We start from the raw sequence: 26,615 nt of genomic DNA on the forward strand, positions 1-26,615 counted from the left end.
CAAATGCGCCACATTAACGCGTGAAACTGCATTAGCGCGCAAGTTTGGCCCAGCCGCCGAGCGCGCTCAGCCGTGCAAGTTCAGCCCGGCCGCCGCGCAAGTCTGGCCCAGCCGCCGAGCGCGCTTAGCCGCGCAGGATGCCCGGCACCAAAAAGCCGACCGCGTCCAGCAGGAAGTGCGCACCGACGAACGGCATCACCCTCCGCCGACGCATATACAGCCAGCCGAAGATCAGCCCCATGAGCACATTGCCCACAAAGGGGCCGAACCCCTGGTATAGGTGGTAGCTTCCGCGGAAAACCGCCAGCCCCACGATGATCGCCCACGGCGACCAGCGCAGCTTTTCCAGCCGATCCCAGAAGAAGCCCAGCAGCAGCACTTCTTCCAGCACACCGTTCTTCACCGCCTGCAGCAGCAGAACCGGCACGGTCCACCACGCGGCGTTTAAGTTGTTCGTCGAGATCTGCGCAGTCACACCGAGCGCTCGCCCAGCGGCATAAACAACGAGCGTTCCCGCTCCGATCAGCACAAACAGCCCGACGGCACGCCAGGCATCACCCCAAGCGGCACGCCGAGCTCCGTCGCGCAAAACACCATCAGACGCAGTGCCGCCGCCACGAGCATCGCACCCCGCATCCGGGCCGGCATCGCACCCCGCATCCGGGCCGGCACCGCGCCCCGCACCCGGGCCGGCACCGCGCCCCGCACCACGACCAACACCGCGCCCCAGTCCCAGCCGCTCGAGCACGGAACCCTGCCCGTCAAGCCACATGAGGTACAGCGCGAGCGCCACCGGCACGAGCGTGAACCCGATACCCAGCAGCTGGTACACCAGGTCAAAAACTTCCCGCGTGGACTGGCTGTGGTTGAGCCCCGCAGTGCTGTCTTTCAGCGGTGCGCGCGTGAGCCTGTCCGCCAGCCGCACGGCGGCGTACACCGCCGACTGCCCCAGCGAAACTCCCGCGACCAGCAGCACTTCCGCCCGCCACCGGGCGGGGCTTGTCAACCTCCCCGGGTACGAGGCGCCGCTCACCTCACTGCTGATCATCGCCTCCGTTTTCGGGTTTGGCTGCCGGCATGGGCTGGGTCGGGCGGTCATCGTTCGCCGGCCCAGAAGCCCCCGCCGCCTGACCAGCGGCAACGCCCACCGGCTCCTGACCATCGGCACCCGCCTGAGCCTCTGTCTGAGCCTCTGCCTCCGCCTCGGCCTTGTCGATGACAGCGGCACGCGCACCGTCCTTGACGGCCCGCTTCTCAGCGCGGCGCTCCTTGAACCCTTCAAGCAGCTCGTAGAGCACCGGCACCAGGATGAGGGTCAGCAGCGTCGAGGACACGAGACCGCCGATGACGGCCAGCGCCAGCGGTTTGGATACAAACACGCCGCCGCCTGTGAGTCCCATGGCCATAGGCACAAGCGCGAAGATCGTCGCCAGTGCCGTCATGATGATCGGGCGGTAGCGCAGGCGCGCCCCGTGGAACACAGCGGTTTTGAGGTCCGCCCCGTGTGCGCGGAAGCGGTTGATCAGGTCGATGAGCACAATCGCGTTGGTCACTACGATGCCGATCAGCATGAGCATGCCGATCATGGCCGTCAGCCCCATGGGCGTGTCCGTGATGAGCAGCGCGAGGATCGAACCTGTCGCGGCAAACGGGATGGACACCAGCAGAATGAACGGCTGCAGCAGCGAACGGAATGTGGCCACCAAGATGATGAACACGATGAGGATCGCCGCGAGCATCGCCAGGCCCAGCTGCTTGAAGGCGTCTTCCTGTTCGGCGGACACGCCCCCGGTGTGCTGGCTGACGCCCGGCTCCAACTGCGTGTCGTCGACGGCCTTCTGCACCGCGGCGGACACCGCTCCGAGGTCATCGCCGTCGGGAGTAGCTGAGACCGTCACCGAGCGCAGGCCGTCGGAGTGGCTGATGACCGGGGCGGTCTTCTCCTGCGTAATGTTGGCGATCTCGCTGAGCTTGATCGTCTTCTCCTGCGGCTGCGGAGGCTCCGGAACCTCCGGCACCTGCGGCATTTCGGGCATCTGAGGCTGCTGCGGCATCTGCCCGTCAGGCATCTGCGGCATCTGCCCGTCAGGCATCTGCCCGCCGTCACCGGGTGCCTGCCCTCCGTCACCGGGCGCCTGCGGCTGCTGGCCCCCTTCCTGCCCGGGTTCACGAGGCGCCTGCGACTGACCGCCTTCCCCTCCCTCATCGCCGGGGTTGGGCTGCTGCGGCTGTTCGGTCGGCGGTGTGTTCGACCCCAGGCCGGGCGCATCGGACGACTTCGAGGCAGGCTCGGCTACTCGCCCACCGCCCATCGGGCCACCAGCGCCACCAGCACCTCCTGCGCCACCGGCAGCACCGGAACCTCCCGTGGCGGGTGAACCATCAGGCATGACCATAACGGTGAGCTTGATGTCTTCGAGATCGCTGATGGTCTCCGCGTTGCCGTCGAACAGGTACACGCTGTTGGTGACGTCGTCGAGAACCACCTGGCCGATGATCTGCCCGTTGATCGCACGCGTGACAATCTGGCCCAGCTGTGCTTCCGACAGACCGTATTCGGCTGCCTTTTTGCGCTTCACATCCACGTGGATGACATCGCCGACAGCGCGCAGGCTGTTGTCGACCTTCTTCACACCGTCGGTCTTCTCAAGCTTCTTCGTGAGCTTTTCGGCGGACTTCTTCAGCGCTTCTGTGTCGTTTGCCGTCAGCGTGATGTCGATTGTCGATCCACCCGGACCGGAGTTGTCCATGACTTCGAAGCTGCCGGACTTGTCCGGGTCCATGTCCTTGAACTTTTCGGTCAGGCGCTGTGAGACCTCGTCAGCGCTGGCCCCTTCGGACAGGTTGATGAGGTAGGTGCCGTTGAGTCGGCCGGAACCGGAAGTCCCGCCCATGTCGAACTCGCTCGAACCGACCGTGAAGCTCAGATCCTCTACACCTTCCGTGGCGAGGATGTCCTTTTCAACCGGCTCGGCAATCTTGCCGGCTTCCTCCAGGCCAACACCCGCGGGGAACTTCTGGCTGGCGTTGAGCGTGTCCGAGCCCATGTCGCCCAGGAAGTCGGTCTTAAGAAGCGGCACGAGGCCCAGGGTGAGCACCAGCACCAGGACGCTGGCGACGAGTGTGATCACCGGGTGGCGCACCGTCCAGCCGATGACCGGCGTGTAGGTCTTCTGCAGTCGCGTGACCGGCGAACGCAAACCCTCGAGCTCGTCGATCTCACTTTCGGCATCAGGTGAAACAGTATCAGCCGACTCCACCTCGGCTTCCGGAGCTGCCGACGAGGTGGAGGTCACCTCGGCAGCCGGCGCCACCTCGGCGGTCTCAGCAGCGGCGGCCCCCTTCTTGCCAGCACGGCGGCGCTCCTTGCGCTCAGCTTTCAGGCCGCGCAGCCCCTCCTTGCGGCGGGCGGCGATTTCCTTCTTCTGGGCGCGGTTAAGGCGCACTTTGGATTCGCGCGCGTGCAGGAACCAGAATGCCAGAACCGGCACGATCGTCAGCGCCACCAGCAGCGATGCCAGCAGGGCGATCGAGGTGGTCAGAGCGAAGGGACGGAACAGCTCGCCCGTCTGGCCGGATACGAAGACCAGCGGCAGGAACACCGCCACCGTCGTCAGTGTGGAAGCGGTGATGGCTCCGGAGACTTCGCCCACGGCGGCGAGGATGTTGCTGAACTTGGTGCCGCCCATCGTGTGGCGCCGGCGAATGGCCTCAATGACGACAATCGAGTCATCGACCACGCGGCCAATCGAAATGGTCAGTGCTGAGAGCGTGAGCATGTTGAGCGAATAGCCCGTCTGCCACAGACCGATCATTGTCAGCAGCAGGGACAGCGGAATTGAGATCGCCGTGATGAGGGTTGCCCGCACGCTCAGCAGGAACACCAGAATGACCAGCACCGCGAACACCAGGCCGAGCACACCCTCGTGGACGAGGTCGTCAATCGACTGCTGAATGAACGGCGACTGGTCGAAAACCGTGGTGAATTCGGGGTTGCCGCGCACCTTGTCCTGCAGTTTCGGCAGGGCGTCGTGCACGGCGTTTGCAACATCGACAGTGTTGGCGTCTGGCGTCTTCGTCACCGCCAGGGTGAGCGACTCTTTGCCGTTGGTGCGCGAAATGCTTTCAACCGGTGCGGGCACCTGCTTGATTTCAGCGACCTCGGACAGTTTGAGGGGGCCGTCCTTGCCCGTGACCTGCAGGTCACGGATCTGGTCGAGGTTCGTGATGCGCACGCCGACTTCGACCGGTGCGTCCCCGTTGTCGCCTTCGATTTCACCGGCCGAGGCGGCAACGCCGTTGGCCTGCAGGACGCCGGCGATTTCATCGACGCTGACACCCTTGTCTTTGACCTTTTTCTTGTCAACCGTGATGTTGACCTGTTTGACGTCAGCGCCGGACACCGCGGCTGCGCGCACGCCGGCCAGCTTCTTCAGTTCGGGGACGACAACCGAATTGAGGTCATCGGCCAGTTTTTCTTTGTCACCGTCAGAAGCGACTGAAATGACGACGACGGGGAACTCATCAAGAGCACCGCTGAACACGATGGGGTCTACCCCGTCGGGCAGCTGTTCTTTGACCTTGGCAATCGCGCCTTCAAGTTCGCGGACGATGTCATCTGATGAGGTCCCGTAGGCGACTTCGGCCGTCACTTCGGACGAACCGGATGACGAGGTGGAGCTGACTGATTCGACTGATTCGGAACCGCTGATCGCGCTTTCGATGATGTCGGTGACTTCGCTCTCCACTGCTTCGGGCGATGCACCCGGGTATTGGGCGGAGATGACAGCCTGCGGCAGTTCGAAGGCGGGGAAGAGCTCCCGCTTCAGCTGGGCTGTTGCGATGAAGCCGAACATCACCGCAACCACGGTGATCAGTCCGATGAGGGCGCGGTTCTTCAGGCTCAGGCGAGTCAGTGTTTTCACGCGGCCATCCTATTCGACGGCCCCTGCGAACACCCTGAGGTCAACCCCCGGTCCGCATCGGGACAACCGCACTCTTCGGGTGAGGAAAACCTCCGCAAGAATTTGGCCGCACCCGCAAGTTAAGCTACCTTAATTTCATGGCAAACAGGGCCCTTTCCCGCGGCGGCGCACACGACAGCGGCGCACGCGGCGATACTCGCCACCAGCACGTTCACCGCAAGCGCCTGGTGTGGCTTTTGGGTCCGGCCTTTGTTGCGGCAATCGCCTATGTCGATCCCGGAAATGTCGCCGCGAACCTCAGCGCGGGTGCCGAGTACGGCTACCTGCTGGTGTGGGTTCTCATTGCCGCCAATCTCACCGCCATGATCGTGCAGTACCTGTCGGCCAAGCTCGGCCTGGTCACTGGCGAAAGCCTGCCGAGCATACTGGGCGCGCGGCTGAGGAAACCTGCCCGACGGGCATTTTGGCTGCAGGCGGAGCTCGTCGCCGCGGCAACTGACCTCGCCGAGGTCGTCGGCGGCGCAGTTGCCCTGTACATCCTGTTCGACATCCCCCTGGTGTGGGGCGGAATGATCATCGGCGCGGTATCAATGCTCTTGCTGGCTACCGCTGACCGCGCGGGCCAGCGATGGTTCGAAGCACTGGTGACCGCCCTGCTGGTGATCATCACGATCGGCTTCACAGCCGGCCTGCTCATCAGCGACCTCGATCCCGCCGGCATGGCCCAGGGCATGATTCCCCGCTTCGAGGACACGCGCTCACTCATGCTGGCCGCTGCAATCCTGGGTGCTACCGTCATGCCACACGCCATCTACCTGCACTCGGACCTCATCCGCGATCGCTTCGGCACCGGCATTCCCGAACGCACTGTTGCCCGATTGCTCAAGGCCAGCCGGTGGGATGTCTTCCTATCGCTCATCCTGGCAGGCGGCGTCAACCTCGCCATGCTGCTCCTGGCGGCGGCCGCACTGCCCGGTGTGGAGGGCACGGAGACCATTGAGGGCGCGCACGCGGCCATCACAGGGGCCATGGGCCCGTTCATCGGCGTGCTCTTCGGCATCGGCCTGTTGGCTTCCGGCCTGGCTTCAACTTCAGTGGGCTCCTATGCGGGCGCATCGATCATGAAGGGCCTGCTGCACATGCAGATCCCCCTGCTGTGGCGCAGGCTCACCACCCTCATCCCGGCACTTGTCATTCTGGCGCTCGGCATCGATCCGACGTTCGCGCTCGTTGTGTCGCAGGTGCTGCTCTCAATCGGCATTCCCGCGGCTCTCATTCCGCTGGTCATCTACACCGGCCGGCGCAGCATCATGGGTCGATTCGCCAACCCGCTGCCCCTGCAGGCTGCCGCGTGGGTGACAACAGCCCTCATTGTGGCGCTCAACGCGGTGCTCATTGTGCTGGTCTGCTTGGGCTACGACGTGTAATCACCCTTCGCCGCACCGCCGCTGTGACCGCAGCGGCAGCCCTTTCGGCACATGCACGAATACGCATAGGGTGAAGGTGTGAGCACTGAACTGGAACACCTGTCACCGGTCACCCAGGACTTCCTCAAGGCCATCTGGAGCGCCGAGGAGTGGGGTGGTGGCCCCATCACGACGAAGGCCCTGGCCGAAAGGTTCGGCACGTCGTCTGCGAGTGTGACTGACACCGTCAAGCGCCTAGCCGCTGCTGACCTTGTTGCCTACACCCCGTACAAGCCGGTCCGACTGACTGATGTGGGCCGCCGTCACGCGGTGCAGATGGTCCGCAGGCACCGCCTGCTCGAAACCTACCTGGTCAGCATGCTCAATTATTCGTGGACGGAAGTCCATGACGAGGCGGAGCGACTGGAACACGCTGTTTCTGATCTGTTCGTGTCCCGCATTGATGCGCTCATGGGATTCCCCACGGCTGATCCGCACGGCGATCCGATTCCCGATGCCCACGGCCGCATTTACCACCCTGATCGAGCGGTTCTGCTGGGCGAGGCCACGGCAGAAGGGCTGCACAGGGTGGATCGCGTGGATGACAGCGAAAACGACATTCTTACGCAAGCCGCCAATCACGGATGTGTTCCCGGGGCGCACATTGTTCCCAGCGCGGTGCTGGAAAACGCCCCAAATCTGGCCGAAGCGGTGTGGGTCTCCCCCGTCCAGGAGGGCTGAACCAGCTTCGGTTCTAAGCCTCGGCTTTCTTGCGGCCCGGCATGGTTTCCTCAGCGAAGAACCACTGAATACCGGCGAGCACAACAACTGCACCGGCCGCGGCAAACGCGACCCCGTAGCCGTAGGCGTCGGCCAGCCATCCGGAGACGATCGGCCCGAAGATAGCGCCGACGTCCATGCCCATCTGATAGCGCGACAGCACTTTGCCGCCGGCCCTGTCAGGCCCGATGATGTCGGCAATAACAGCCTGCTGGGGTGCGTTGACGGTGCCCGCACCGATGCCGGCTATGACCGACAAGATCAGGAAGACGGGGAACGACTGCCACAGGCCAACCAGGATCGTGGAGCAGCCGAGCACCAGCAGCCCTGCAATGATGAACGGTTTGCGGCCGTACACATCGGCGGCCCTGCCCAGAGTGTTGACTGACAGAGCAGTGCCGGCGGCGAACAGGGCGAGCGCCCAACCGGCAGCGGCAACACCGGCCTGCAGGGCGTAGATCGCAAACAGCGGGTAGATGGCGGTGCGCACACCCATCGCACCCCACCCGTTGGCCATCGCGCCGACGAGCGCGGCCCGATAGGACTTAAAGGCCCACGCTTCGCGGAAGCGCATGGGAGGCAGCCGGTCTGGGCGTTCCTTCGCGGTGACCGCTTCAGCAGCCTGCGGTGAAACGGAACCGTCGGCGGCACCATCACTGCCGACCCCAGCGGTCTCGTGTGCGCCCTGCGGTTCCGGGCCCTCCACCTCGTCATTCCGTCCGGTGGTCAGCTTGATGTGCACGACCAGAGCGGCGATGACCAGACCGGTGCCGTAGATGAGGAACGGCACCCGCATGCCCAGGCCGGCCATAAGACCGCCGACGACGGGACCGGCGATGTTGCCCACCAAAAACGCCGTCGCGTACATGCCGGTGGCGCGAGCCCGCGCGTTGTACGGGGCAATCCGCACAATGAGCGCCATGGCTGACACCGTGAACAGGGTCGAGCCGATCCCGCCGAGAGAGCGGAACAGCAGCAGCTGTTCGTAGGACTGGGCAAACGCCACGGCAAAGGTCGAAGCGGCGACAATGAGCAGGCCCACAACGTAGATGGGCCTTTCCCCGAACGTGTTGACCAGGCGGCCGCCAGCGGGCGCGGTGAGCAGGCGGAAGAACGCAAAAGAGCTCACCACGATCGTCGTGGCGGTCACGCCCAGGTCAAAGGAGTGGGCGAACTGCGGCAGCACCGGAGCGATGATGCCGAAGCCGATCGCCACGATGAACGCGGCGCTGATGAGCACCCAAATGTCCGCGGGCATCGCTACTTTCGGCCCGCGCCACTTAGCTCTCTTCTTCACAGACGTGAAGACCACCCCTGTTTGGTGTCAAGGAAGACATCCGGGTCGAGCGGCGGCCTGCTGGACGTGGTCAGTCGCTCGTGGAATTCAGGGTCCACGTCTCCCACGTACAGCCAGCCCATCATGAGTTCGCTGTCCTTCAGACCGTGGAAGCGGCGGATGGGTTCGGCGTTGGCGTTCGGGCCGGTGCGCCACATAACGCCCCAACCGGCCTGCCACAGGGCCAGTTCCAGCAGATGGGCGGCACCGGCGGCGGTGGCGTGCTGTTCCCACTGGGGAACCTTGGGGTGCTCAATGTGGTCGGCAATGACCGCGATGAGCAGTTCTGCGCGAAACGGCTTGGGGTTGATTTCCCCTGCGGGGCGGACGGTTCCGTCGGCTTCGTCAAGTGCCTCTGCAAGGCCCACGCGGTCATCACCGCGCAGAGTCATGAGCCGCCACGGACGCAGCGCCTTGTGGTCGGCCACCGGTGTGACGGCGGCCAGCAGGTCGCGCAGCTGCGCATCGGTCGGCGTTTCGGGTCCGACCTTGGACACCGAGCGGCGATTCTTCATGGCGGTGAGAACCGGGTCGGTGAATTCGACGGGGTCGAGGCGGCGGGGTGTTGCCGCTGTTGGTTCTTCTGGGGTTGTCATAGGTTCCATTCGATCACGTGTTGTCAGTACATGTATTCGGCGTACCGGGCTCGTGCCTGCGCCAGCTTGGGGTCGATGACGAACATGCAGTAGCCGTTGCCCGGATTGCGCCCGTAGAAGTTCTGGTGGATGTCTTCGGCCACGTAGAACCGGCTCATGGGCTCCAGGGTGGTGACCATCGGCCTGGGGAAAAGCTCTTGCCAGTGTGCGATGGCGTCTTGGAAGTGCTGTTTCTGTTCCGCGTCTTCGTAGAACATGGCCGAACGGTACTGCGTGCCGACATCGTTGCCCTGCCGGTTGAGGCTCGTAGGGTCGTGCCCGGTGAAGAACATGCCGAGGATGACATCTTCCGGCACGACGGCCGGGTCAAACGTCACGCGCACGGCTTCCGCGTGCCCCGACATTCCCGACGCCACCTGTGCGTAGGTGGGGTCGGGAATGTCACCGCCGATGTAGCCGGATTCGACGCGGCTGACTCCGCGGGTACGGCTGTAGACGGCTTCCAGGCACCAAAAGCATCCGGCGGCAAGCGTCAGCGTCTTCATATTCGACATAACCTCGCACGCTCCTGGGCTATTCCACCGGCGGCCCTGCGGGGTTTACTGTTCGACTTCGATCTGCGCGTCCTCAGCGACGCTTGCCCACTGTGCGACGGTCAGCAGGTCAGGTTCGTCCTCTGGGCTGTAATCGGCGTCAACGTCTTCGAGGTCGACGCCTTCTTCGTCCCAGTCGATGAAGAACATGACTTCCCGCAGCCAACCGTCTTCGATCATCAGCTCGACCAGGTAGTCGGTTCCGTCAACACTCACGCGGCCGCGTACGGGGTAGGTGTGCGAGCGCGGAACAATCGGGCCTGCTTCGTCACTGCCGGTGTCCACTGAAACGAAGTCCAGTTCGCGGTTCAGCAGGGCATCACCGGTGAGCGCTCCGTCTTCGACGCCCTCATCATCGTCAGTCCACACCGTGAACGAGGCGGTGCGCAGCTGCTTCTGGATGTGCTGGGCTGCCTGTGGCAGGGGCGAGATTGCCGGGTCGGCTATCCGTTGCAGAAGGTCAAGGATTTCCGGCGGCAAAGTCACGACGGTCGGTTCGCCGTCGGGCAGAGGGTAGTCCGCGTCTTCGAGAGCATTTTCGACAAGGCGTGCTGCCCGGCTGACAGCGAAGGTTGCTAGGCCCGTGACGAGTGCCGGCGAAGCGACACCCCAACGGCGAAGGCGGGCATCGAGCCAGTCGTTGGCCTTCACGTTGACCGGCCACAGCGCGGCTGCAGCCACACCGATAACGGGGGCCGCCCACGTGAGGTACGTGTTGAGCTTGTCAACGCCGATTTCCTCAGCGGTTTCAATTGCCTCGGAGTCGCCGACGGAAAGTGCCCACGCATTGTCTTCGCGGATCTGCTGTACTTCCAAAGCAGCCGCTGCCGTCATGAGGCCACCGAAAACGGCTGCACCAGCCAGACGGCTGCTGCCCACGTGGCGTGGGCGCAGGCCCGCGGCCACGCTGTAGAGGACATCGGCTCCGAGGGTGCGCAGGCTGCTGGCGGGAACAGCGCTCTGCACATGTGGGAGGAAGCGCTCGGCAGCTGAATCTGCAGCACCGCGCAGCGAAGAGATGAATGAGTTCATGAGTTCTCCTGTGGTGTGTGGGGTGGAAGGCTGAAACCGAGCATCCGCGCGGCAGTTGCGGGATCGCCCTGGGTGAGGTCTCGGTTGTCGTCGGCTGTCAGTGAGCGGATATCGGCGCGGTCCAGGTAGAGCGTGCCGTCCAGGTGGTCGAGTTCGTGTTGGATGATGCGTGCTGGCCAGCCGCGGAAATCACGGCTGTGTGCGTTGCCGTCGGGGTCTTCTGAGCGCAGCCGCACGTGGGCAAACCGCGTTGTCACAGCCTGGTAGCCGCGCACGGACAGACAGCCTTCGAAGAAGGCGGCGCGTTCATTGCTCAGCGGATGCCAGCTGGGGTTGATCAGCGGCATGAACGGAAGCGGTGTGCGTTCCCTTTCGCGGGCTTGGTCTTCGGGCAGTCGCACCCGGTCTTCGATAACAGCGATACGTACGCCGATGCCGATCTGCGGGGCGGCAAGCCCTACGCCGGGGGCCGCGTGCATGGTTGCCCGCATGACTTCGAGCAGACCGAAAAGCTGTTCGTCTGACAGCTGTCCCGTGTAGGCGGCTGCCGGGCGACGCAGTACGGGGTCGCCGGCTTGGACGATGGGGGCCACACCGTTGTTGTCCTGTGCTGTGCGCAGAACAGCTTCAACCTGCTCGACAATCGGGTTCATAAGCACAATTGTGCCCCATCCCGCTGACACAGGACGGGGCACAAAGGTGCAGGGCTTAGGCGCGTGAGCGGATGCGGCGGGCCTGACGCAGCAGAGGTTCGTCGATCATCTGCCCTTCGTACTGGAAGGCTCCGTTGGAGGTTTCGGCCTTTTTCAGCACGCCAAGCGCCCAGTGGATCTGCTCGGCTGTCGGCGCGAACGCCGTGCGCACCACCTCGATGTGGTTGGGGTGGATGGACACTTTGCCGTCGAAGCCGGATTCCACGGCATCTTCGGCTTCGGCACGCAGACCTTCAAGGTTCGGGATGTCCGCCCAGATCGAGTCAAGTGCGTACTTGCCGTTGGCTTTTGCCGCCAAAAGCATGTTGGCGCGCGCCACGCGGGCGAAGTCGCGATAGGTGCCGTCAGCTTTGCGGGAGGACCCGCCGCCGAGATCGGCGGTAAGGTCTTCGGCACCCCACATAAGGGTTGTCACGTTCGGCGATGCGGCGATCTCGCCGACATTGAGAACGCCCTTTGCGGTTTCGATCAGCGCAATCACCTTGAGTCCGGCAAGCTTTTCGGTGTCCTCAGCGCTTTCCACCTTGGGCAGCATGCAGCTGTAGCGGCCAGACAGTTCGCCGATGAACTTGCGGTCTTCGGCAAAGGAGGGCGAGCCGACTGGGTTGACGCGGATGACGGTCCGCTCCGGGCTCAGAGCATCAGGGCCGTTCTGAAAGTTGAGGAAGGCACGGCGGGCGGCTGCTTTGTCATCGGGTGCCACAGCGTCTTCGAAATCGACGATGACGATGTCGGAGCGCTCGGCGGCTTTCTTGTAGCGGTCCGGGCGGTCGCCGGGAACAAAAAGCCAGGCGGGTTTCATGGTCGGCATGGTTGTCTCCTCAGTATGGGCGGGTCAGTCGGCGGAGTCGCTGCCTGCCGTGTTGGCGTTCGGGTCGGAAGTGAACATGAGCGTCTGCCTTACGGCTCGGGCAACGACCGTGCCGTCTTGGTTGCGGCCGATGTGTTCGAGCGTGACGATGCCCTGGCCAGGCCTGGACTTGGAGTTCCGCTTGTCCAGGATCTTCGTTTCGGCGTACAGCGTGTCACCGTGGAACACGGGGTGGGGGAAAGAAACTTCGGAGAATCCCAGGTTTCCGACGATGGTGCCCTGGGTCAGCTGAGAAACCGACAGGCCCACGAGGGTGGCCAGTGTGAACATCGAGTTCACCAGGCGCTGGCCGAAGGGCTGCTGCTCAGACCACGCGGCGTCCAGATGGAGGGCCTGCGTGTTCATGGTCACGGCTGTGAACCACGTGTTGTCCGCTTCTGTCATGGTGCGACCGGGGGCGTGCTTGTACACCGCACCGACTTCCATTTCGTCAAGGTAGAGGCCGCGCTGCTGGATGACGGGCCCGTTTTCTTCACTCACGATTCTGTGCTCCTTTGCATGAAAACTGTCATCAATCTATCGCGTCCTGTGTGACCGGCGTTACTGCAGTGCCGATGTCAGGCGGAACAGGGACTCCAGGTAGCGGCGGAACAGGCCCCTCTCCCGCCATTCATCCAAGGTGAGTTCCGTGCACCTGGTCCGATACTCCTCGACGACATTCGAAATGCCGGACACGAAGTCGCCCTCAGCGCACATGAGGCTGATTTCGTAGTTGAGGCTGAAGGAGCGCATGTCCATGTTGGATGATCCGAAGACGGCGTAGTCGTCGTCGATGATGAAGCACTTGGTGTGAAGAATCTGCGGTTTGGGCAGACGGTAGATGCGCACGCCGGCTTCCAGCAGATTGTCGTAGTAGGACGACTGGGCGTACTCGACCATGAACTGGTCAGCTTTTTCGCTGACGAACAGTTCGACTTCGACCCCGCGGTGGGCGGCGGTGATGATGGCAGCTTTGATCGTTTCGTCCGGTACGAAGTAGGGGCTGACAATCGACAGCCGCTTTTCGGCGAGGTACATCAACGATGTGAAGCAGCGCAGGTTCGGTTCGGTTTTGAAGCCCGGCCCCGATGGGACCAGCTGGACTACCGCATCTTTGCCTTCGAACTCCGGCACCGGCCGTCCGTCGAAGTCGTAGGGCCGAATGTCGATGACCTCTTCGCGTTCGGAGTACCAGTCGGTTGCGAATACAGCTTCAAGTTCGGCGACGACCTCGCCGGACATTTTGACCCACAGGTCGTTCCAGTGGCGGCCCGCCTCGCGGTTCTTCTGGGATCCGTAGGCGGATTCGATGAGGTTCTGGGAGCCCATGAAGCCCACCCGCCCGTCGATCACGACGAGTTTGCGGTGGTTGCGCAGGTCAATGCGGCGCATTTTGCCCTGCAGCGGCAGGAAGGGAAGCATAAGCTCCCAGTCAATGCCCACACTGTCGAACCACTTCTGCATGTCACGGAAGCCGTCGTATTTGCGCGAGCCGATGTGATCCAGCAGAACGCGGACGTTGACACCGCGCTGCGCAGCTCGACCGAGGGCCTGGAAGAACGGCTCGGTGTAGGCGTCGCGCGACATGATGTAGATCTCAACGTGCACATAGGATTCGGCGGCGTCGATGGCGTCTGCCATGTCATGAAAGACCTGGCGGTAGTCGGTGGACATGCTCAGTTTGCGGGCATCAACCATCGGCAAGCCGGTCAGATGGCGGTTGAGCTGGACAATCTGCGCGAAGTCTCTGGCGGGTTCGTAGCCTTCGGGCCAGTCGGGAACGTCTTTTGTTCCCTTCTCCAGAAGCTGGTTGACTTCAGCTTGGATGCGCTGTCGGCGGTCGTTGACGTAGGGACTGCCGAACATGATGAAAAGCGGCACGCCGATCAGCGGGATGAACAGGATGGCCATGAGCCACCCCATTGAGGCGCCCGGCCGGCGGTTTTCCGGCACCACGCCCACAGCGATGATTTTGATGGTGTAGGACACCACGAGCCAGATCACCCACATGACCGTCCAGAAGCTCATCGTTCCCGCCTTTCACCCGAATTCACTGTTCAAACATTAAGGGACGGCGCGGTGAGCGCGCCGTCCCAGGTGTGTGCTGCAGCGATCAGCCGCCGAGCGGTGCGAGCTCGAGACCGGCAAGCATCCATCCGAGGACAGGAGTGGACTGCAGGCCGATGAGCAGACACAGGAACAGGACCAGCACCAAGGACCAGCCGATGACCTTGCGGAAGATGACCGACTCCTGGCCGGGCATGTTCGCCGCGGTAGCCGCAATCGCGAGGTTCTGGGGGCTGATGAGCTTGCCGACCACACCACCGGAGGTGTTTGCGGCGACCGTAAGTTCGGGGTGCACGTTGAGTTCAACGGCGGCGGTCTGCTGCAGTTTGGCGAACAGTGCGTTGGCCGATGTGTCCGAACCTGTGACGGCGGTTCCGATCCATCCCAGAAGCGGGGACAGGAAGGCGTAGGCCGCGCCCGTTCCGGCCAACCACACACCGATCGAGATGGTCTGTCCGGAGAAGTTCATGACGTAGGCCAGCGAAAGCACCAGCACAATCGTCAGGCCGGCCCAGCGCATGCGGTAGAACGTGTTGCCCAGTTCCTTGGCGGCAGCGCCCAAGGGTGAGGGGAACTTACCGCCGGAGGTGCAGAATCTGTAGACGACGGCGACGATGATGCCGGTGATCAGCAGGAGCGAACCGGGCGAGGACAGCCACGAGAAGTTGAACACGGTGGCGTCGCGGACTGCACCGGTTTCGTCGACGAGAGCTTCGTGGATGACAGGCCACGGGATTTTGACGTCGGTCGATGCGAGGAAAGCGGTGACCGGCGGAACCAGCTTGGCGATGCCGAACACAACGATGAGAGCAAGGTAGGGGAACAGCGCGAAGAAGGTGCGTTCGCCGCTGATCTTTTCGGCCTTCGGCGGTTCCGCCACGCCCAGGCGCTCACGAGCTTCAACCGAACCGCGGGGTTCGTAGATCTTCATGAACAGGATCGTTCCGCCCAGTCCGCCGAGTGCTGCGACGATGTCGGTCAGTTCGTAGCTGAAGAAGTTCGAGGACAGGAACTGGAAGACGGCGAAAGTAACGCCGGTGACGAGGGCGATCGGCCACAGGTCTTTCACACCGCGGCGGCCGTCGATGATGAACAGCAGGATCAGCGGGACGATGAGAGCCAGGATAGGTGACTGGCGGCCGATGATCGCACCGATGACGTTGGGGTCGATGTTGGTGAGCTTGCCCGCAGTGGTGATGGGCGTGCCGATGGCGCCGTAGGCGACGGGTGCGGTGTTGGCTACGAGGACCGCGGCGGCTGCGCGCAGCGGTTTGATGCCCAGTGCCATGACCATGGTCGCGGTGATGGCGACGGGTGCGCCGAAACCGGCGAGCGCTTCGAGCAGCCCGCCGAAGCAGAAGGCGATGAGGAGTGCCTGCACGCGGATGTCGCCGTGGCCCACGCGGTCGAAGATGTTGCGCAGGTCTTCGAAGCGGCCGTTGATGACGGTCAGCTGGTAGAGCCAGATGGCGAAGATGACGATGAGGGCAATCGGCATAATGCCGAAAGCCGCACCCTGCAGTGCGGACATCAGTGCGTAGCCGACTGGCATTTTGAAGCCTGCAACAGCCACCACGATCGCTGTGATCAGGGCGATAAGGCCCGAAACGTGAGCCGAGCGCTTGAGAACGACCAGCGCTGCGAAGAACACCAGCAGCGGGATGAGTCCCACGAGTGCCGATGCAGTAACTGAACCCGCGACTGCGTCAACGGCGGGTGTGTACTTCTCCATGTTGTCTTCTTAACTGTCAGGGTGCACGCCGTGTTGGCGTGGCACTGGCGGAATGCTGGGAAAGACGCATCCGCGGTGCTGCGACCGTGAGTCGAATTGTCCCAAGCCTGCGGCAGCGTTTTCTGTCGCAGAGTTCAAGCATATTGTGAAGCAACTCACTCCTGAACACCAGGTCAACATCAGGTGTGTCTGTGTCATCGCGACTCTGCCGTCACAGCCGATTTGCGGCCTCTTTCCGCAGGACTCCAAGCAGATTTTCCGAATGGGAACGGGCGTACGGGCTGGTTTGAAAAAGATGGCACGGTTCTGCAACTCTGAGAGAAAATGGCTCGCAAGCCACCGCGCTGCCCGCCCACCGCGGCCTCTGCCTTGCAGAGACTATGTGGGCATGAGCCGTATCTTGCTTTCACGCAAAAATGTTCCCCGCACCAGCGGGGCTGCAAGGGGCCGGACCCACAGAGGGCCGGCCCTTTTTGATTGCCGCCCCGACTCTCAAGGCCCTCGAAGTCGTTCGACATATTTTTAGAAACTATCTAGCTTTTGCTTTATCTAGTGTGTAATGTCATACCAAGGCGATAGTTCACAGTGTGCACGGAGGCACTGACATAACTTCGGAGGGCGGGACATGACGGCAGAGCACACCAACAACCTGGAAGCGGCTTTCTGCCTGCCCGCCAAAAGTTTCAGGACTCAAGACCCTGCACTCATGCACTTGCAGGAAGTTTTGTGGCTCTCACTTCCCCAGCACCTTCGAGATAGTGCGGATGTGGGCATGGCACTCGCAGAGGACTGGCTTCCCCGCTCCATCACTGACCGCCTTGCAAACCGATATTCACTGAGCGGTGACGAGGTCCGCGCCCTCCTGGGGTTCCTTGCAGGAACCCACGACCTGGGCAAAGCAGAATTGTCATGGCAGAGCAGACTTGAGCAGTCACCGACGGCAGCATGGCTGGCAGATAAAGCACTGTCGTCCGGCCTGTTCGGCGAAGCGCAGAAACGCTGCGACCCCACCTTCAAACCGCAACATTCCGTGACATCTGACGTGATCCTTCGCAGACAGCTGGAGATGCTGTTTCCCGGTGCCGACTACACCGCAATCTGCACCCTCACAGCAGCGGCAGGCTGCCACCACGGAGTTCCAAGCAACCTTCCATACCATGAACTGTTGCGTGACGATACGAAACTACCGCCGCTCAACCGGCACCTCGACAATCACGGCGCTGCATGCGCACGGGTCTGGGCAGCTTTAATCCGCGACATCCTCGATCGCACGGGAGCTCACAATGCTCTTGAAAAGATCATCGGCGCCGGTGGGCTGACCATCACAGACCAGCTGACAATTGCCGGCTTCGTCAGCATGTCCGACTGGATCGCCTCGAATCAGGAACTGTTTCCGCTGACGGAAAGCGGAGCACATTCCAGCAGCGAGTCCCGTGCTGCTGCGGCTCTCGATCAGCTCAACCTCACTCAGTCGTGGTCGCCAGAACCAGACCGCCCGATCCCCTTCAGCCAACGCTTCGGCTGGCCCGAAAACGCTATGCTTCGGGCTTGCCAGCGCACCGCTCAGGCAGCTGTGAAGGGCCTGGATGATCCTGCACTGGTTGTGATCAGCGAAGAAATGGGCCGTGGGAAGACAGAAGCCGCTCTCCTGGCCGCAGAAGAGATCGCGAAAGCCCGCGGTGCCGGAGGATTGGCTTTCGGATTGCCCACACAGGTCACAGCCAATGCCATGCTTCCGCGCATATCCGATTGGCTGCGGTCGTTCAGCACAGCCGAGAACCAGCATTCTCTTCGGCTTGCGCACGGACGCGCACACCTGAGTCCCGAGTTCGAAAGGCTTGTTCGGCATACGAGAGCAGTCAATGCTGAGCAGAATGAGAACGCAGACGACGGCGTCATTGCTCACACATGGTTCAGCGGCCGCAAGAGCCTTTTGTCAGATTTCAGTGTTTCAACAGTCGACCAGATCCTCATGACTGCACTGAAATCCCGCTACGTCACGCTCCGTCATCTGGGTGTTTCGGGCAAGGTCGTCATCTTCGACGAGGTGCACTCCCTCGACCCTTATTCGACCGCTTATCTGGAACGTACGCTGATGTGGTTGGCCGCTCACCAAACGAGCGTCATATTGCTTTCCGCAACCCTCGATTCCGCTGTCCAAAACAGGCTGGAACAGGCTTACGCTCGCGGATTGGGCCGCCGACAGCCAACCGCGGCCGCGCAGTTGCCGAGCTATCCCCAGGTGTCAGCGACGACCTTGGAAGGAACACAGCGCTACGACGTAGACACTTTAGACGAACACCGCCGGGTTCACCTCGACATTATCGATGACAACCTCGCGTTCTTGCGAAGAAACATTGAGCAGCTGACGAGCGAAGGCGGAGTTGTCGGAATCGTCTGCAATACCGTCCAGCGCGCCCAGGATGCTTACCGGGTTCTCTCTGATTTCTGGCCAGAAGAAACTGTGCTTCTGCATTCGCAGCTGACAGCGGCGCAACGCGCCCAGATCGAAACTCACCTGACTGATCAGTTGGGAAAGAAGTCATCACGCGATAGTGCAGATCCATCGTCACAACGGCCGTACCGGCAGATTGTCGTCGGCACGCAGGTGCTTGAGCAGTCACTTGACGTCGATTTCGATTTACTGGTTTCTGACTTTGCGCCGGTCGATGCTCTCGCCCAGCGAGCCGGCCGCCTGCACCGCCACGACCGACCAGACAGCGACCGCCCAAGCCAATTGCGCTGCGCACGCATGCTCCTGCGCGGCTTCACGCGGCGTGGACCGCAACCGCCTCTATTCGATCCTGGTTCCGAATCCATCTACGGCGGATACAGACTGCTGGCCAGCGCCGCGGCCTTGAACGATAACTTCAACGAAGGAGCATGGTGTATCCGCCACGATCTTTACCCGAAAGTCGAAGCAGTTGGAACTGGTTCAATCGCTGTTCCCAGTGAATGGGAAAGTGAATTCCAGCAGGCTCAAATCGACTACAAGCAGGCCGTTAAAAACGCTTGCAGGCGGGCTTCAGCCCACCAGATCGGCACGCCTGGGAGGACTAACAACAACCTCGGTCGTGCACTTGACGGCGCAGGCACACTTGATGCGGACCGCAGCGAAGAGATTGTGGCGGCCAGCGTTAGGGATATTGAGCCCAGTCTCGAAGCCATTCTCGTGATGCAGCATGACGGTCTTCTATACCCACTGCCATGGCTCACCCCCGACCACACGGGCGCAATCAGCGAAACTCAGGCCCCACCCGCATGGCTGTCGAAGCTTTTGGCTGACTCAACCGTTCGCCTTCCCCGCTGGTTGGTGCCGCCTTACCAAGTCGATGAGGCAATTGACTCTCTTGAAGCCACTCGTATAGGCGCCTGGCAATCAGATTTCCGCTTGAGAGGGCAGCTCGTCCTAACAATCGACAGTGACTTTCAGGGGCAGGTGTTGGGCACGCACTTCCGATTCCACCCCTACTACGGGTTCCTCAGAGAGGAACAGTTCAATCAATACAAGCTGCAGGAAATTCACGAAAATCCCTTTGCGGATGAACAGGAGGAAGAACTCTATGAGGATCTGTAACGAGAGGATGGTGAAAGAGCATGTCTGACGGCTTCAACCTGGTTGATCGTCCGTGGATTAAAGTCCAAACGGTCGACGGGCAGCCTGCGGAAGTGGGACTCAGAGACTTCTTTTCTCAATGGGACAGGTTCGCAGCTTTTGACGGTGAGACTCCCACACAGAACGCCGCGGTCTTTCGCATGCTGATGGCGATAGTGGTCAGAACAGTCCGCCTGCACCCCGAGTGGGGTTTCATCGACGATGAAGGCGAACTGTGGCGTGAAATCTACACGGCAGATGACTTCCCTGAGCTGATCGGCAACTACCTAGAAACGCACCATAATCGCTTCGACCTTGCCTCCGACACTGTTCCTTTCTTCCAGGTGCCAGACCTCCACACGAGCAAAGAGGTGTACGAGTCAGCGGCGTCTTTGGTCCCTGACACCGGTCCCGCATTGTTTTCCACGCAGACCGAAGCGTCGGCGTCTGAACTTGAGCCAGCGGTTGCAACCAGATATTTGATCCACCGCCAGGCCTATGACTATTCGGGCATCAAATCCGGCATTGTCGGAGACCCCCGAGTGAAAGGCGGCAAGGGGTACCCGACCGGCCCCGGCTGGGCGGGCCGGCTCGGACACACCGTGGTCACCGGGCCTACGCTGCGAGACACTTTTATGCTCAGCCTGCCCATGCTGGAACTGATTCCCGAAGAGCTCATGTTCGATGACGAAGATCTGCCTCCGTGGGAACGACAACCCGACACTGCCATGCCCCGGAGCGCAGGCGCTGTTGAACCAAACGGCATCGTCGATCTTCTGACATGGCAGCAGAGACGCATCAGACTGTTCTGGGCAGAAGACAGAAAGACAGTCACTCACGTACTGATCGGCAACGGCGACAAAATCAACGAGCGCAACCAGTTCGCCGAACCATACTCCCCGCAGCGTTATTCCGAAGTCCAGTCTAAAAAAGCAAAAACCAGTGTGTTCTTTGCGCAAGAACTCGATCCCGCCCTGACCGTCTGGCGTGGAGTGCAGGCAATGTTTGCTGATGGCTCCATCGCTGATACCAAGAATCGGCGAGCTCCTGTCCTTAAGCAGTTCACAGGGCCTATTGGGGTGGAAAGACAGACGGCATACGCGGGCAAACACGTTGGCGTTTGGCTCTGCGGAGTCGAATACGGGCCGCAGCAGTCCTCTTTTTCAGATGAAATGTCTGAAGTTCTGCCGATAGACCTCAGTCTGATGACTGAGGCCGGCTTTCAGATGAGGAAGACGGTTCTGGACGCTATTGACCGGATATTCACCCTCCGCGGTCAGCTGCGATGGTTTTTCAAACAGCTGGAAGTCAGTCAGGGCGGATCACCCGAAGAAGCACCTGAAGCACCAACCCAAACGTGGCTTGCCGAACTCGAACACGAATTCACCCAATGGCTCTCACACCTGTCCGCGCAGCAATCTGCGGAAGAGCGCCAAAGCAATTGGTTCAGAACCCTGAACCGGGTTACTCGCAGAACAGTTGCACAAGCGGTAGATGCAGCTGGCCCCCGCGCCGCAGCAGGATGGCTTGAGACCGAACCTAACGGGACCGTGCACTTTCACAGTTCGGCACGGTACGAATCCTGGATGCTCGCAAAACTCAAACAGTCAGCTCCCCTCCCCCTAAACAGTGAACAGAAAGGAGGATCTGATGACCGCTGAAGCTGCAGAAACAGGGAATGTCACAGTGTCGTCGTCAGTCAGCCGTTACATCCACTCGCTCCAGCAACAGTTCCTCAACGAAGTTCCGGCCGCTCGCGGAAGCCTCGCAGAACTGCGTCGAGCTGTCGATGAGGATCCTGGGATGAATCCCCGCGCTTGGGCGATGGTTCTCGAAAGCCTTCCCGTATACGCACAAGGCAAAACGGACGCCGCTTCGAAATCAGAGTGGGCTGCGTTTACGGCGTTGACGCTGTACGCGGTGCATCAGCGTGGAAACACGCTACCCATGCACACTGGCAGTGTGCCGTTTGCACAAGCAGTCGGCCGATTGGTTCGCAATGGCAGCGCCTCCCTGAAGGGCCGTTACGACGCAGTCTTAACCGCAACCAGTTTCGTTGGCCAGCGCTACCACCTGCGGTCTTTAATCGGGCTACTCAGCAGCAGCGGCATTGCATTCGATTACGGTCGATTCGCTTCTGATCTCCTCCATTTGCAGGACCCTACTAAGCGCGGTGGTATCCAGCGCAGATGGGGGCGCGATTTTTATCGCGGGTACAGCTTCGACTCTTCAAACAACTGATTCAAACCTACTTCCTGAAAGGACTTCCAATGGCCACCTTCATCGACTTCCATGCACTTCAAACTCTCCCTCCATCGAACATCAACCGAGGAGAGGATGGTGCCCCCAAAACTGCTGTCTTCGGGGGTACTCGCCGTCAGCGCATTTCCTCACAGGCTCTCAAATCCGCGCAGCGGCGCGACTTTGCACAGATCTTGAACCGCGAAGACCTTGGTCTGCGAACAAAACAGATTGTCGCTGAAACCGCCGCGCGAGTGCGTGCTATCGACCCGGAGATCTCACCGGAGGAGGCTGAGAAATGGGCTTCTTCGGCCTTTGGAAAAGCTGGCATCAAGGTTGCAAAGCCTAAAGTAAAGAAAGACGAAGACCCGAAACCGGAGCAGGCCGGTTACCTCGTATTCCTGGGCAATCACCAGTTGGACCGTCTGGCCGCTGCAATCGTCGAAAGGCGGGACACGGCCTTCACCAAGAAAGAAGTGCTTGAAATCATCGACACCGAACACGCAGTTGATGTTTCGTTGTTTGGTCGAATGATTGCCGACGATGCTGCGCTCAATGTTGATGCGGCCGTGCAAACGGCCCATGCACTCGGGGTGTCTGAGGCAGCGCCCGATTTTGACTTCTATACCGCTGTCGATGACTTCACGAAGGCCGAAGAAGAAACTGGGGCCGGGATGATGGGCACCATTGAAATGATGTCATCAACTTTCTACCGCTACGCCACCCTCAACGTAGATCAGCTGCTTGAAAATCTTGGCTCAAAAGAAGCAGTGATGCGGGCAGTCGACGCCTATGCACGAACCTTCATCCTGTCGCTGCCGACTGGATACCAGAACTCTTTTGCTGCGCACACGTTGCCCGATCTGGTAAGCGTCGCAGTGCGCAAGCGTCCCGTCAGCTATATCAATGCCTATGAAAAGGCTGTTGCCCCAGACGAACGCGGGACCATCGCAGCAGCTTCTGAGGCCATGGCAGATGAAGCATCCAAGGTGACAGAACTCTATGGACTTGCGCCCGAACGTTCGTGGTTGATTGCCTCTGACGCCCTGGAAGCTGACGTCGATTCGCTCGGCCAGAAGACGGGTTTTGCTGAACTTCTATCTCAACTTGAAGAGCAGGTGCGTTCCCTGATCAACCAGGATGGGAAGTGAGCTGCTGATGAAGACCATGGTCCTCAATCTTTCGGGGCCGATGCAGTCTTGGGGTGTTTCTTCCCGCTTTAGCCGACGGTCAACAGAAACTGAGCCCAGTAAGTCCGGCGTCATAGGTCTGCTTGCCGCGGCCCAGGGCAGGCCGCGAACAGCAGAAGTGGATGACCTTGCGGAGCTGGTTATGGCCGTCCGCGTTGACCGTCCCGGTCAGCTTCTTGAGGATTTCCATACTGCACGACGACCTGGGGCCAAGCATTCTGTTCTTTCGTACCGACATTACAGAGCTGACGCCGCCTATACCGCCGCTGTGGCAGGAGAGGACGCCCTCATCGATGCGCTTAGCCACGCCGTTCTGCAGCCTGAATTTCCGCTGTATTTAGGGCGACGCAGTTGTCCAGCCCCTCCGAATCTTTTTGGCGGGGTATTCGATGGCGTAGCGCCGGAGTACATTCTGCGGGATCTCGATGCTGCTCCCTGGCAGGCTGCAGATGACTACAGAAAGTCACTCGGAAGGACGGTGTTCTTACCTTTGGCACGCGATGCTCAGCCCGGAGAAATCGGGGAAGCAGCGTATGACGTCCCCGTCAGCTTCAATCCTGAACGTCGTCAGTATCGGGTGCGGCTTGTCGTCCGCCCTGACCCCGTTCGGGTCGAAAACGATCTGGGGGCAGAAAACACCGACCCCTACCTCAACTTGGTTCAGGAGGCTTGATGTTCTTCAGTCGAATCCAGCTCAACCCTGCACTGAGGAAGACCAAAGCCGCGCTGGCAAGCCCTCATTTGATCCACGGGATGATCACAAAGACTGTCCCTCCGGATCAGCAGGCAACAGATGAGGCGCGACTGCTGTGGCGGGTGGACCGCGGGCACCACGAAACGGTCTTATATGCGGTCACGCCGGTTCAGCCGCGATTCGACCATGTGGTCGAACAGTTGGGCTGGCAGAGCGCACCTGCCCAAACAACTGATTACGGTCGACTTCTTGATTCGCTTCAGCGCGGGCAACAGTATGCGTTTCGTGCGGCGCTGAACCCAGTCAAGAAGAAGGACGGCAAACGCTTGCCGCATGTGACGGTCACGCAGCAAATGCGCTGGTTCTTGGACCGCACTGACGGGTGGGGGTTTTCGATTCCTTCCAATGCCGACTATGAGCCGGGGCACGCTGAGTCAACCGATACCAGCAGGGATGAAAGTCAGCTGGACGGACTCTGTGTTGTGCGACGCGAGGACAGCCGATTTTCTAAACCAGATGCGGCTGGCGGCAGGCATCGGGTAGCCCACAGGATTGCTGTTTTTGATGGTGTTTTAGAAGTCACGAACCCCGACCTTCTGCGGCGTTCGCTGGCTTTCGGGATCGGCAGTGGGAAAGCACACGGGTGTGGTCTGATGACTTTGGCCCGGCTGGAGGCACCATGAGTTCCCAGGCTCCGCCTCGTTCACAGGAGCTCGGACGAACAACTGACAGACTTTCGTTTGTCTACGTTGAAAGGTGCGTGCTCCATCGGGATTCCAATGCAGTCACCGCGACCGACAGCAGGGGCACAATCCATATTCCGGCAGCTATGGTCAGTGCCCTGCTTATTGGCCCGGGTGTACGCGCCTCTCATGCGGCGATAGCGCTTTTGGGTACTTGCGGTGTGACCGTTGCGTGGGTTGGTGATGGCGCGGTGCGCTGCTATGCCACTGGAAGGCCCATGGCTCGTTCAAGCAGGCTTTTAGAAGCACAGGCCCGGGCTTTCGCCAACCAGTCAGAACGTCTGCGAGTGGCGCGGGCTATGTACGAGGTGCGTTTCCCCGGGGAAGATGTATCGGGCCTGACAATGCAGCAGCTGCGAGGCCGTGAAGGAGCTCGTGTCCGCAGGATTTACCGCAGCGAATCAGACAGGACCGGGGTTTCATGGAGTGGTCGGACATACGATCCGGCTAACTTCGCAGATGCTGATGCGATTAATCAGGCTCTATCAGCGGCCAACGCCTGCTTGTACGGAGTGTCAACTGCCGTCATCAACGCGCTTGGCATGACGCCGGGTTTGGGTTTTGTGCATGTCGGTCATGATCAGAGTTTCACCTACGATGTGGCTGATCTTGTGAAGGCCGAAACCAGCATTCCGGCGGCTTTCGATGCTGTTGCGGACAATCATGAAGAACCGGAACGAGCTGTTAGGGCGCTGCTGCGGGAACGCTTCTTTCAGCAGGGGACTGTCGAGAAGCTTGTGGAAACGCTGCGCAGACTGTTTTTGAACCCGGCGGATGCGCCGGCTGAACCGGAAGTTGCGTATCTCGATGAATTGTCAGTATGGGCTGGCCGGGGCGAACGACGGCTTTCCAGCGGCCTCAATCATGCAGATCACGGATCATGGTCATCGTAGTCTTGTCGAGCTGCCCCGCTGGCCTACGGGGAGACATCACCAAGTGGCTTGTCGAAATCTCTGCGGGCGTGTTCGTTGGAAAGCTCAGTGCCCGTCTCAGGGAGTTGCTTTGGGAACGCATTGATGCAACATCATCTACAGGTCAGGCCCTGATGATCTGGTCAGCCAACAACGAACAAGCCCTTGACTATCGGGTCAAGGAGCACAAGTGGGAACCCGTTGACCTTGACGGCATCACATTGATGAGAAGACCAGCAGCACAGTCTGGATACGGAAATACAACCCTAAAAGCAGGCTGGAGCAAAGCAAGAGCTATGAGGAACGCACATAAATTCGGAAACAAGCGGAAAAGCCCTTAAAGTGATCTAAAACTAGCTTGCAAGCCAGTGTTTGCACTGGTCAGCAAGAGTGTTCCCCACGCAGGTGGGGATGAGCCCGCGGCAGCTGCCAAGATCGTCGAAGAGTACGCGTGTTCCCCACGCAGGTGGGGATGAGCCCTGGAGCGCACCAGACGCCAGGCTCGAGCTGCCGTGTTCCCCACGCAGGTGGGGATGAGCCCCAGGCGACCGGACGACTGAATTCCCGTGTGCGGTGTTCCCCACGCAGGTGGGGATGAGCCCCCACGAGCTCGCCATCTCAGGATTTGACCTTGGTGTTCCCCACGCAGGTGGGGATGAGCCCGAACTGCGTGACGTGGATGCCCCAGTGCTCATGTGTTCCCCACGCAGGTGGGGATGAGCCCTCCGGGTCAACGTGCGTGTCATATGCGGTGCGGTGTTCCCCACGCAGGTGGGGATGAGCCCTATACCACCACTTTGGATGTATTGCAAGTTGTGTGTTCCCCACGCAGGTGGGGATGAGCCTACCCCGTCGTGGATGAGGACACCCGTCAGCGGTGTTCCCCACGCAGGTGGGGATGAGCCCCGTCCTCTTCTTCACGCTCCAGCAGGGCGAGTGTGTTCCCCACGCAGGTGGGGATGAGCCCGTGAACGGCATCGTGGTACCGGAGTTGGTCAGGTGTTCCCCACGCAGGTGGGGATGAGCCCGGTGTCACCGACAAGCCGGAGCAGGGCGAGCAGTGTTCCCCACGCAGGTGGGGATGAGCCCACTGAACACTCGGAGGAACCCGCCGAGTCTCCGTGTTCCCCACGCAGGTGGGGATGAGCCCGGCACCGTCTACGTATCGGTCATTGACTTCAAGTGTTCCCCACGCAGGTGGGGATGAGCCC

General features: G+C 61.0%; 21 protein-coding genes and 1 CRISPR repeat array. Of the genes, 10 read left to right on the top strand and 11 right to left on the bottom strand.

Annotated features, from left to right (window positions below; translation table 11 throughout):
• Positions 1-124 precede the first annotated feature (124 nt).
• Together HMPREF3092_RS08610 and HMPREF3092_RS08615 are read right to left on the bottom strand one after the other, a co-directional pair.
• The gene (locus HMPREF3092_RS08610) at positions 125-1,048 is read right to left on the bottom strand and encodes a CPBP family intramembrane glutamic endopeptidase (RefSeq protein WP_070424600.1); all 924 of its coding nucleotides are present in this window, start codon (positions 1,046-1,048) and stop codon (positions 125-127) included.
• Positions 1,035-4,925 carry an efflux RND transporter permease subunit gene (locus tag HMPREF3092_RS08615; RefSeq protein ID WP_070424601.1) on the bottom strand — a complete coding sequence of 1,297 codons (3,891 nt, stop codon included), beginning with the start codon at positions 4,923-4,925 and terminating at the stop codon, positions 1,035-1,037. Before HMPREF3092_RS08615 ends, HMPREF3092_RS08610 begins: the two co-directional genes overlap by 14 nt.
• A 137-nt stretch (positions 4,926-5,062) precedes the next feature.
• Here HMPREF3092_RS08615 and HMPREF3092_RS08620 point away from each other — a divergent pair, with 137 nt between their 5' ends.
• Both HMPREF3092_RS08620 and HMPREF3092_RS08625 read left to right on the top strand, forming a co-directional pair.
• On the top strand, positions 5,063-6,352 hold the full coding sequence (locus HMPREF3092_RS08620; RefSeq protein ID WP_083274340.1) for an Nramp family divalent metal transporter: 1,290 nt from the start codon (positions 5,063-5,065) through the stop codon (positions 6,350-6,352).
• A gap of 78 nt (positions 6,353-6,430) precedes the next feature.
• Positions 6,431-7,072, top strand: a complete 642-nt coding sequence (locus HMPREF3092_RS08625) for a metal-dependent transcriptional regulator (protein WP_070424602.1) — start codon at positions 6,431-6,433, stop codon at positions 7,070-7,072.
• Positions 7,073-7,085: 13 nt separating this feature from the next.
• Here the strand turns inward: HMPREF3092_RS08625 and HMPREF3092_RS08630 are convergent, their stop codons facing one another.
• From HMPREF3092_RS08630 to HMPREF3092_RS08670, 9 genes are all read right to left on the bottom strand, one after another.
• Entirely contained in the window at positions 7,086-8,369 is a 1,284-nt protein-coding gene (locus tag HMPREF3092_RS08630; protein ID WP_070424603.1) for an MFS transporter, read from the bottom strand.
• Between the two features lie 35 nt (positions 8,370-8,404).
• Positions 8,405-9,043, bottom strand: a complete 639-nt coding sequence (locus HMPREF3092_RS08635; protein WP_256174415.1) for a nitroreductase family protein — start codon at positions 9,041-9,043, stop codon at positions 8,405-8,407.
• 23 nt (positions 9,044-9,066) lie between these two features.
• Positions 9,067-9,588: a peptide-methionine (S)-S-oxide reductase MsrA gene (gene msrA / locus HMPREF3092_RS08640; RefSeq protein ID WP_019174530.1), complete on the bottom strand. Its 522-nt coding sequence runs from the start codon at positions 9,586-9,588 to the stop codon at positions 9,067-9,069.
• 54 nt (positions 9,589-9,642) lie between these two features.
• Positions 9,643-10,668 carry a hypothetical protein gene (locus tag HMPREF3092_RS08645; RefSeq protein WP_070424604.1) on the bottom strand — a complete coding sequence of 342 codons (1,026 nt, stop codon included), beginning with the start codon at positions 10,666-10,668 and terminating at the stop codon, positions 9,643-9,645.
• Positions 10,665-11,321: a peptide deformylase gene (locus HMPREF3092_RS08650; protein ID WP_070424605.1), complete on the bottom strand. Its 657-nt coding sequence runs from the start codon at positions 11,319-11,321 to the stop codon at positions 10,665-10,667. The genes HMPREF3092_RS08645 and HMPREF3092_RS08650 overlap by 4 nt, the downstream gene beginning before the upstream one ends.
• 55 nt (positions 11,322-11,376) lie before the next feature.
• Entirely contained in the window at positions 11,377-12,192 is an 816-nt protein-coding gene (locus tag HMPREF3092_RS08655) for an HpcH/HpaI aldolase/citrate lyase family protein (RefSeq protein ID WP_070424606.1), read from the bottom strand.
• Positions 12,193-12,216: 24 nt separating this feature from the next.
• Complete coding sequence (locus tag HMPREF3092_RS08660; protein ID WP_218079027.1) at positions 12,217-12,732, bottom strand: MaoC family dehydratase; 516 nt, start codon at positions 12,730-12,732, stop codon at positions 12,217-12,219.
• Positions 12,733-12,792: 60 nt separating this feature from the next.
• Positions 12,793-14,259, bottom strand: a complete 1,467-nt coding sequence (gene cls / locus HMPREF3092_RS08665; protein WP_070424607.1) for a cardiolipin synthase — start codon at positions 14,257-14,259, stop codon at positions 12,793-12,795.
• Between the two features lie 85 nt (positions 14,260-14,344).
• The gene (locus HMPREF3092_RS08670) at positions 14,345-16,030 is read right to left on the bottom strand and encodes an L-lactate permease (RefSeq protein ID WP_070424608.1); all 1,686 of its coding nucleotides are present in this window, start codon (positions 16,028-16,030) and stop codon (positions 14,345-14,347) included.
• 706 nt (positions 16,031-16,736) lie between these two features.
• Here HMPREF3092_RS08670 and cas3 point away from each other — a divergent pair.
• From cas3 to cas2e, 8 genes are read left to right on the top strand one after another with little or no spacing between them, the layout of a single operon-like run.
• Complete coding sequence (gene cas3, locus HMPREF3092_RS08675) at positions 16,737-19,607, top strand: CRISPR-associated helicase Cas3' (RefSeq protein WP_256174416.1); 2,871 nt, start codon at positions 16,737-16,739, stop codon at positions 19,605-19,607.
• A gap of 20 nt (positions 19,608-19,627) precedes the next feature.
• Positions 19,628-21,286 (top strand): type I-E CRISPR-associated protein Cse1/CasA, encoded by a 1,659-nt coding sequence (gene casA, locus HMPREF3092_RS08680; RefSeq protein ID WP_019174522.1) that lies wholly within the window; start codon positions 19,628-19,630, stop codon positions 21,284-21,286.
• On the top strand, positions 21,276-21,866 hold the full coding sequence (gene casB / locus HMPREF3092_RS08685) for a type I-E CRISPR-associated protein Cse2/CasB (protein WP_083274341.1): 591 nt from the start codon (positions 21,276-21,278) through the stop codon (positions 21,864-21,866). The genes casA and casB overlap by 11 nt, the downstream gene beginning before the upstream one ends.
• Positions 21,867-21,895: 29 nt before the next feature.
• The gene (gene cas7e / locus HMPREF3092_RS08690) at positions 21,896-23,017 is read left to right on the top strand and encodes a type I-E CRISPR-associated protein Cas7/Cse4/CasC (protein WP_070424609.1); all 1,122 of its coding nucleotides are present in this window, start codon (positions 21,896-21,898) and stop codon (positions 23,015-23,017) included.
• A gap of 7 nt (positions 23,018-23,024) precedes the next feature.
• Entirely contained in the window at positions 23,025-23,729 is a 705-nt protein-coding gene (cas5e, locus tag HMPREF3092_RS08695) for a type I-E CRISPR-associated protein Cas5/CasD (RefSeq protein ID WP_070424629.1), read from the top strand.
• Complete coding sequence (cas6e, locus tag HMPREF3092_RS08700) at positions 23,729-24,433, top strand: type I-E CRISPR-associated protein Cas6/Cse3/CasE (RefSeq protein ID WP_083274342.1); 705 nt, start codon at positions 23,729-23,731, stop codon at positions 24,431-24,433. The genes cas5e and cas6e overlap by 1 nt, the downstream gene beginning before the upstream one ends.
• Positions 24,430-25,386 carry a type I-E CRISPR-associated endonuclease Cas1e gene (gene cas1e / locus HMPREF3092_RS08705; protein WP_070424611.1) on the top strand — a complete coding sequence of 319 codons (957 nt, stop codon included), beginning with the start codon at positions 24,430-24,432 and terminating at the stop codon, positions 25,384-25,386. The genes cas6e and cas1e overlap by 4 nt, the downstream gene beginning before the upstream one ends.
• Positions 25,374-25,745: a type I-E CRISPR-associated endoribonuclease Cas2e gene (gene cas2e, locus HMPREF3092_RS11030; RefSeq protein WP_083274343.1), complete on the top strand. Its 372-nt coding sequence runs from the start codon at positions 25,374-25,376 to the stop codon at positions 25,743-25,745. Before cas1e ends, cas2e begins: the two co-directional genes overlap by 13 nt.
• A 49-nt stretch (positions 25,746-25,794) precedes the next feature.
• A CRISPR array of direct repeats spans positions 25,795-26,614; the repeat unit is 28 nt; unit sequence GTGTTCCCCACGCAGGTGGGGATGAGCC.
• The last annotated feature ends 1 nt before the right edge of the window (position 26,615 follow it).

Origin of the sequence: Brevibacterium sp. HMSC24B04 (assembly GCF_001806835.1) — a bacterium.
Lineage (GTDB): Bacteria > Actinomycetota > Actinomycetes > Actinomycetales > Brevibacteriaceae > Brevibacterium > Brevibacterium ravenspurgense.

Coding starts and splice junctions, on each gene's coding strand:
- cas2e (WP_083274343.1), top strand. CDS start 25,374: ATGGTCATCGTAGTCTTGTCGAGCTGCCCCGCTGGCCTACGGGGAGAC.
- HMPREF3092_RS08635 (WP_256174415.1), bottom strand. CDS start 9,043: ATGACAACCCCAGAAGAACCAACAGCGGCAACACCCCGCCGCCTCGAC.
- cas6e (WP_083274342.1), top strand. CDS start 23,729: ATGTTCTTCAGTCGAATCCAGCTCAACCCTGCACTGAGGAAGACCAAA.
- HMPREF3092_RS08630 (WP_070424603.1), bottom strand. CDS start 8,369: ATGCCCGCGGACATTTGGGTGCTCATCAGCGCCGCGTTCATCGTGGCG.
- casA (WP_019174522.1), top strand. CDS start 19,628: ATGTCTGACGGCTTCAACCTGGTTGATCGTCCGTGGATTAAAGTCCAA.
- cas3 (WP_256174416.1), top strand. CDS start 16,737: ATGCACTTGCAGGAAGTTTTGTGGCTCTCACTTCCCCAGCACCTTCGA.
- HMPREF3092_RS08670 (WP_070424608.1), bottom strand. CDS start 16,030: ATGGAGAAGTACACACCCGCCGTTGACGCAGTCGCGGGTTCAGTTACT.
- cls (WP_070424607.1), bottom strand. CDS start 14,259: ATGAGCTTCTGGACGGTCATGTGGGTGATCTGGCTCGTGGTGTCCTAC.
- msrA (WP_019174530.1), bottom strand. CDS start 9,588: ATGAAGACGCTGACGCTTGCCGCCGGATGCTTTTGGTGCCTGGAAGCC.
- cas5e (WP_070424629.1), top strand. CDS start 23,025: ATGAAGACCATGGTCCTCAATCTTTCGGGGCCGATGCAGTCTTGGGGT.
- HMPREF3092_RS08645 (WP_070424604.1), bottom strand. CDS start 10,668: ATGAACTCATTCATCTCTTCGCTGCGCGGTGCTGCAGATTCAGCTGCC.
- casB (WP_083274341.1), top strand. CDS start 21,276: ATGACCGCTGAAGCTGCAGAAACAGGGAATGTCACAGTGTCGTCGTCA.
- HMPREF3092_RS08620 (WP_083274340.1), top strand. CDS start 5,063: ATGGCAAACAGGGCCCTTTCCCGCGGCGGCGCACACGACAGCGGCGCA.
- cas7e (WP_070424609.1), top strand. CDS start 21,896: ATGGCCACCTTCATCGACTTCCATGCACTTCAAACTCTCCCTCCATCG.
- cas1e (WP_070424611.1), top strand. CDS start 24,430: ATGAGTTCCCAGGCTCCGCCTCGTTCACAGGAGCTCGGACGAACAACT.
- HMPREF3092_RS08610 (WP_070424600.1), bottom strand. CDS start 1,048: ATGATCAGCAGTGAGGTGAGCGGCGCCTCGTACCCGGGGAGGTTGACA.
- HMPREF3092_RS08650 (WP_070424605.1), bottom strand. CDS start 11,321: ATGAACCCGATTGTCGAGCAGGTTGAAGCTGTTCTGCGCACAGCACAG.
- HMPREF3092_RS08655 (WP_070424606.1), bottom strand. CDS start 12,192: ATGCCGACCATGAAACCCGCCTGGCTTTTTGTTCCCGGCGACCGCCCG.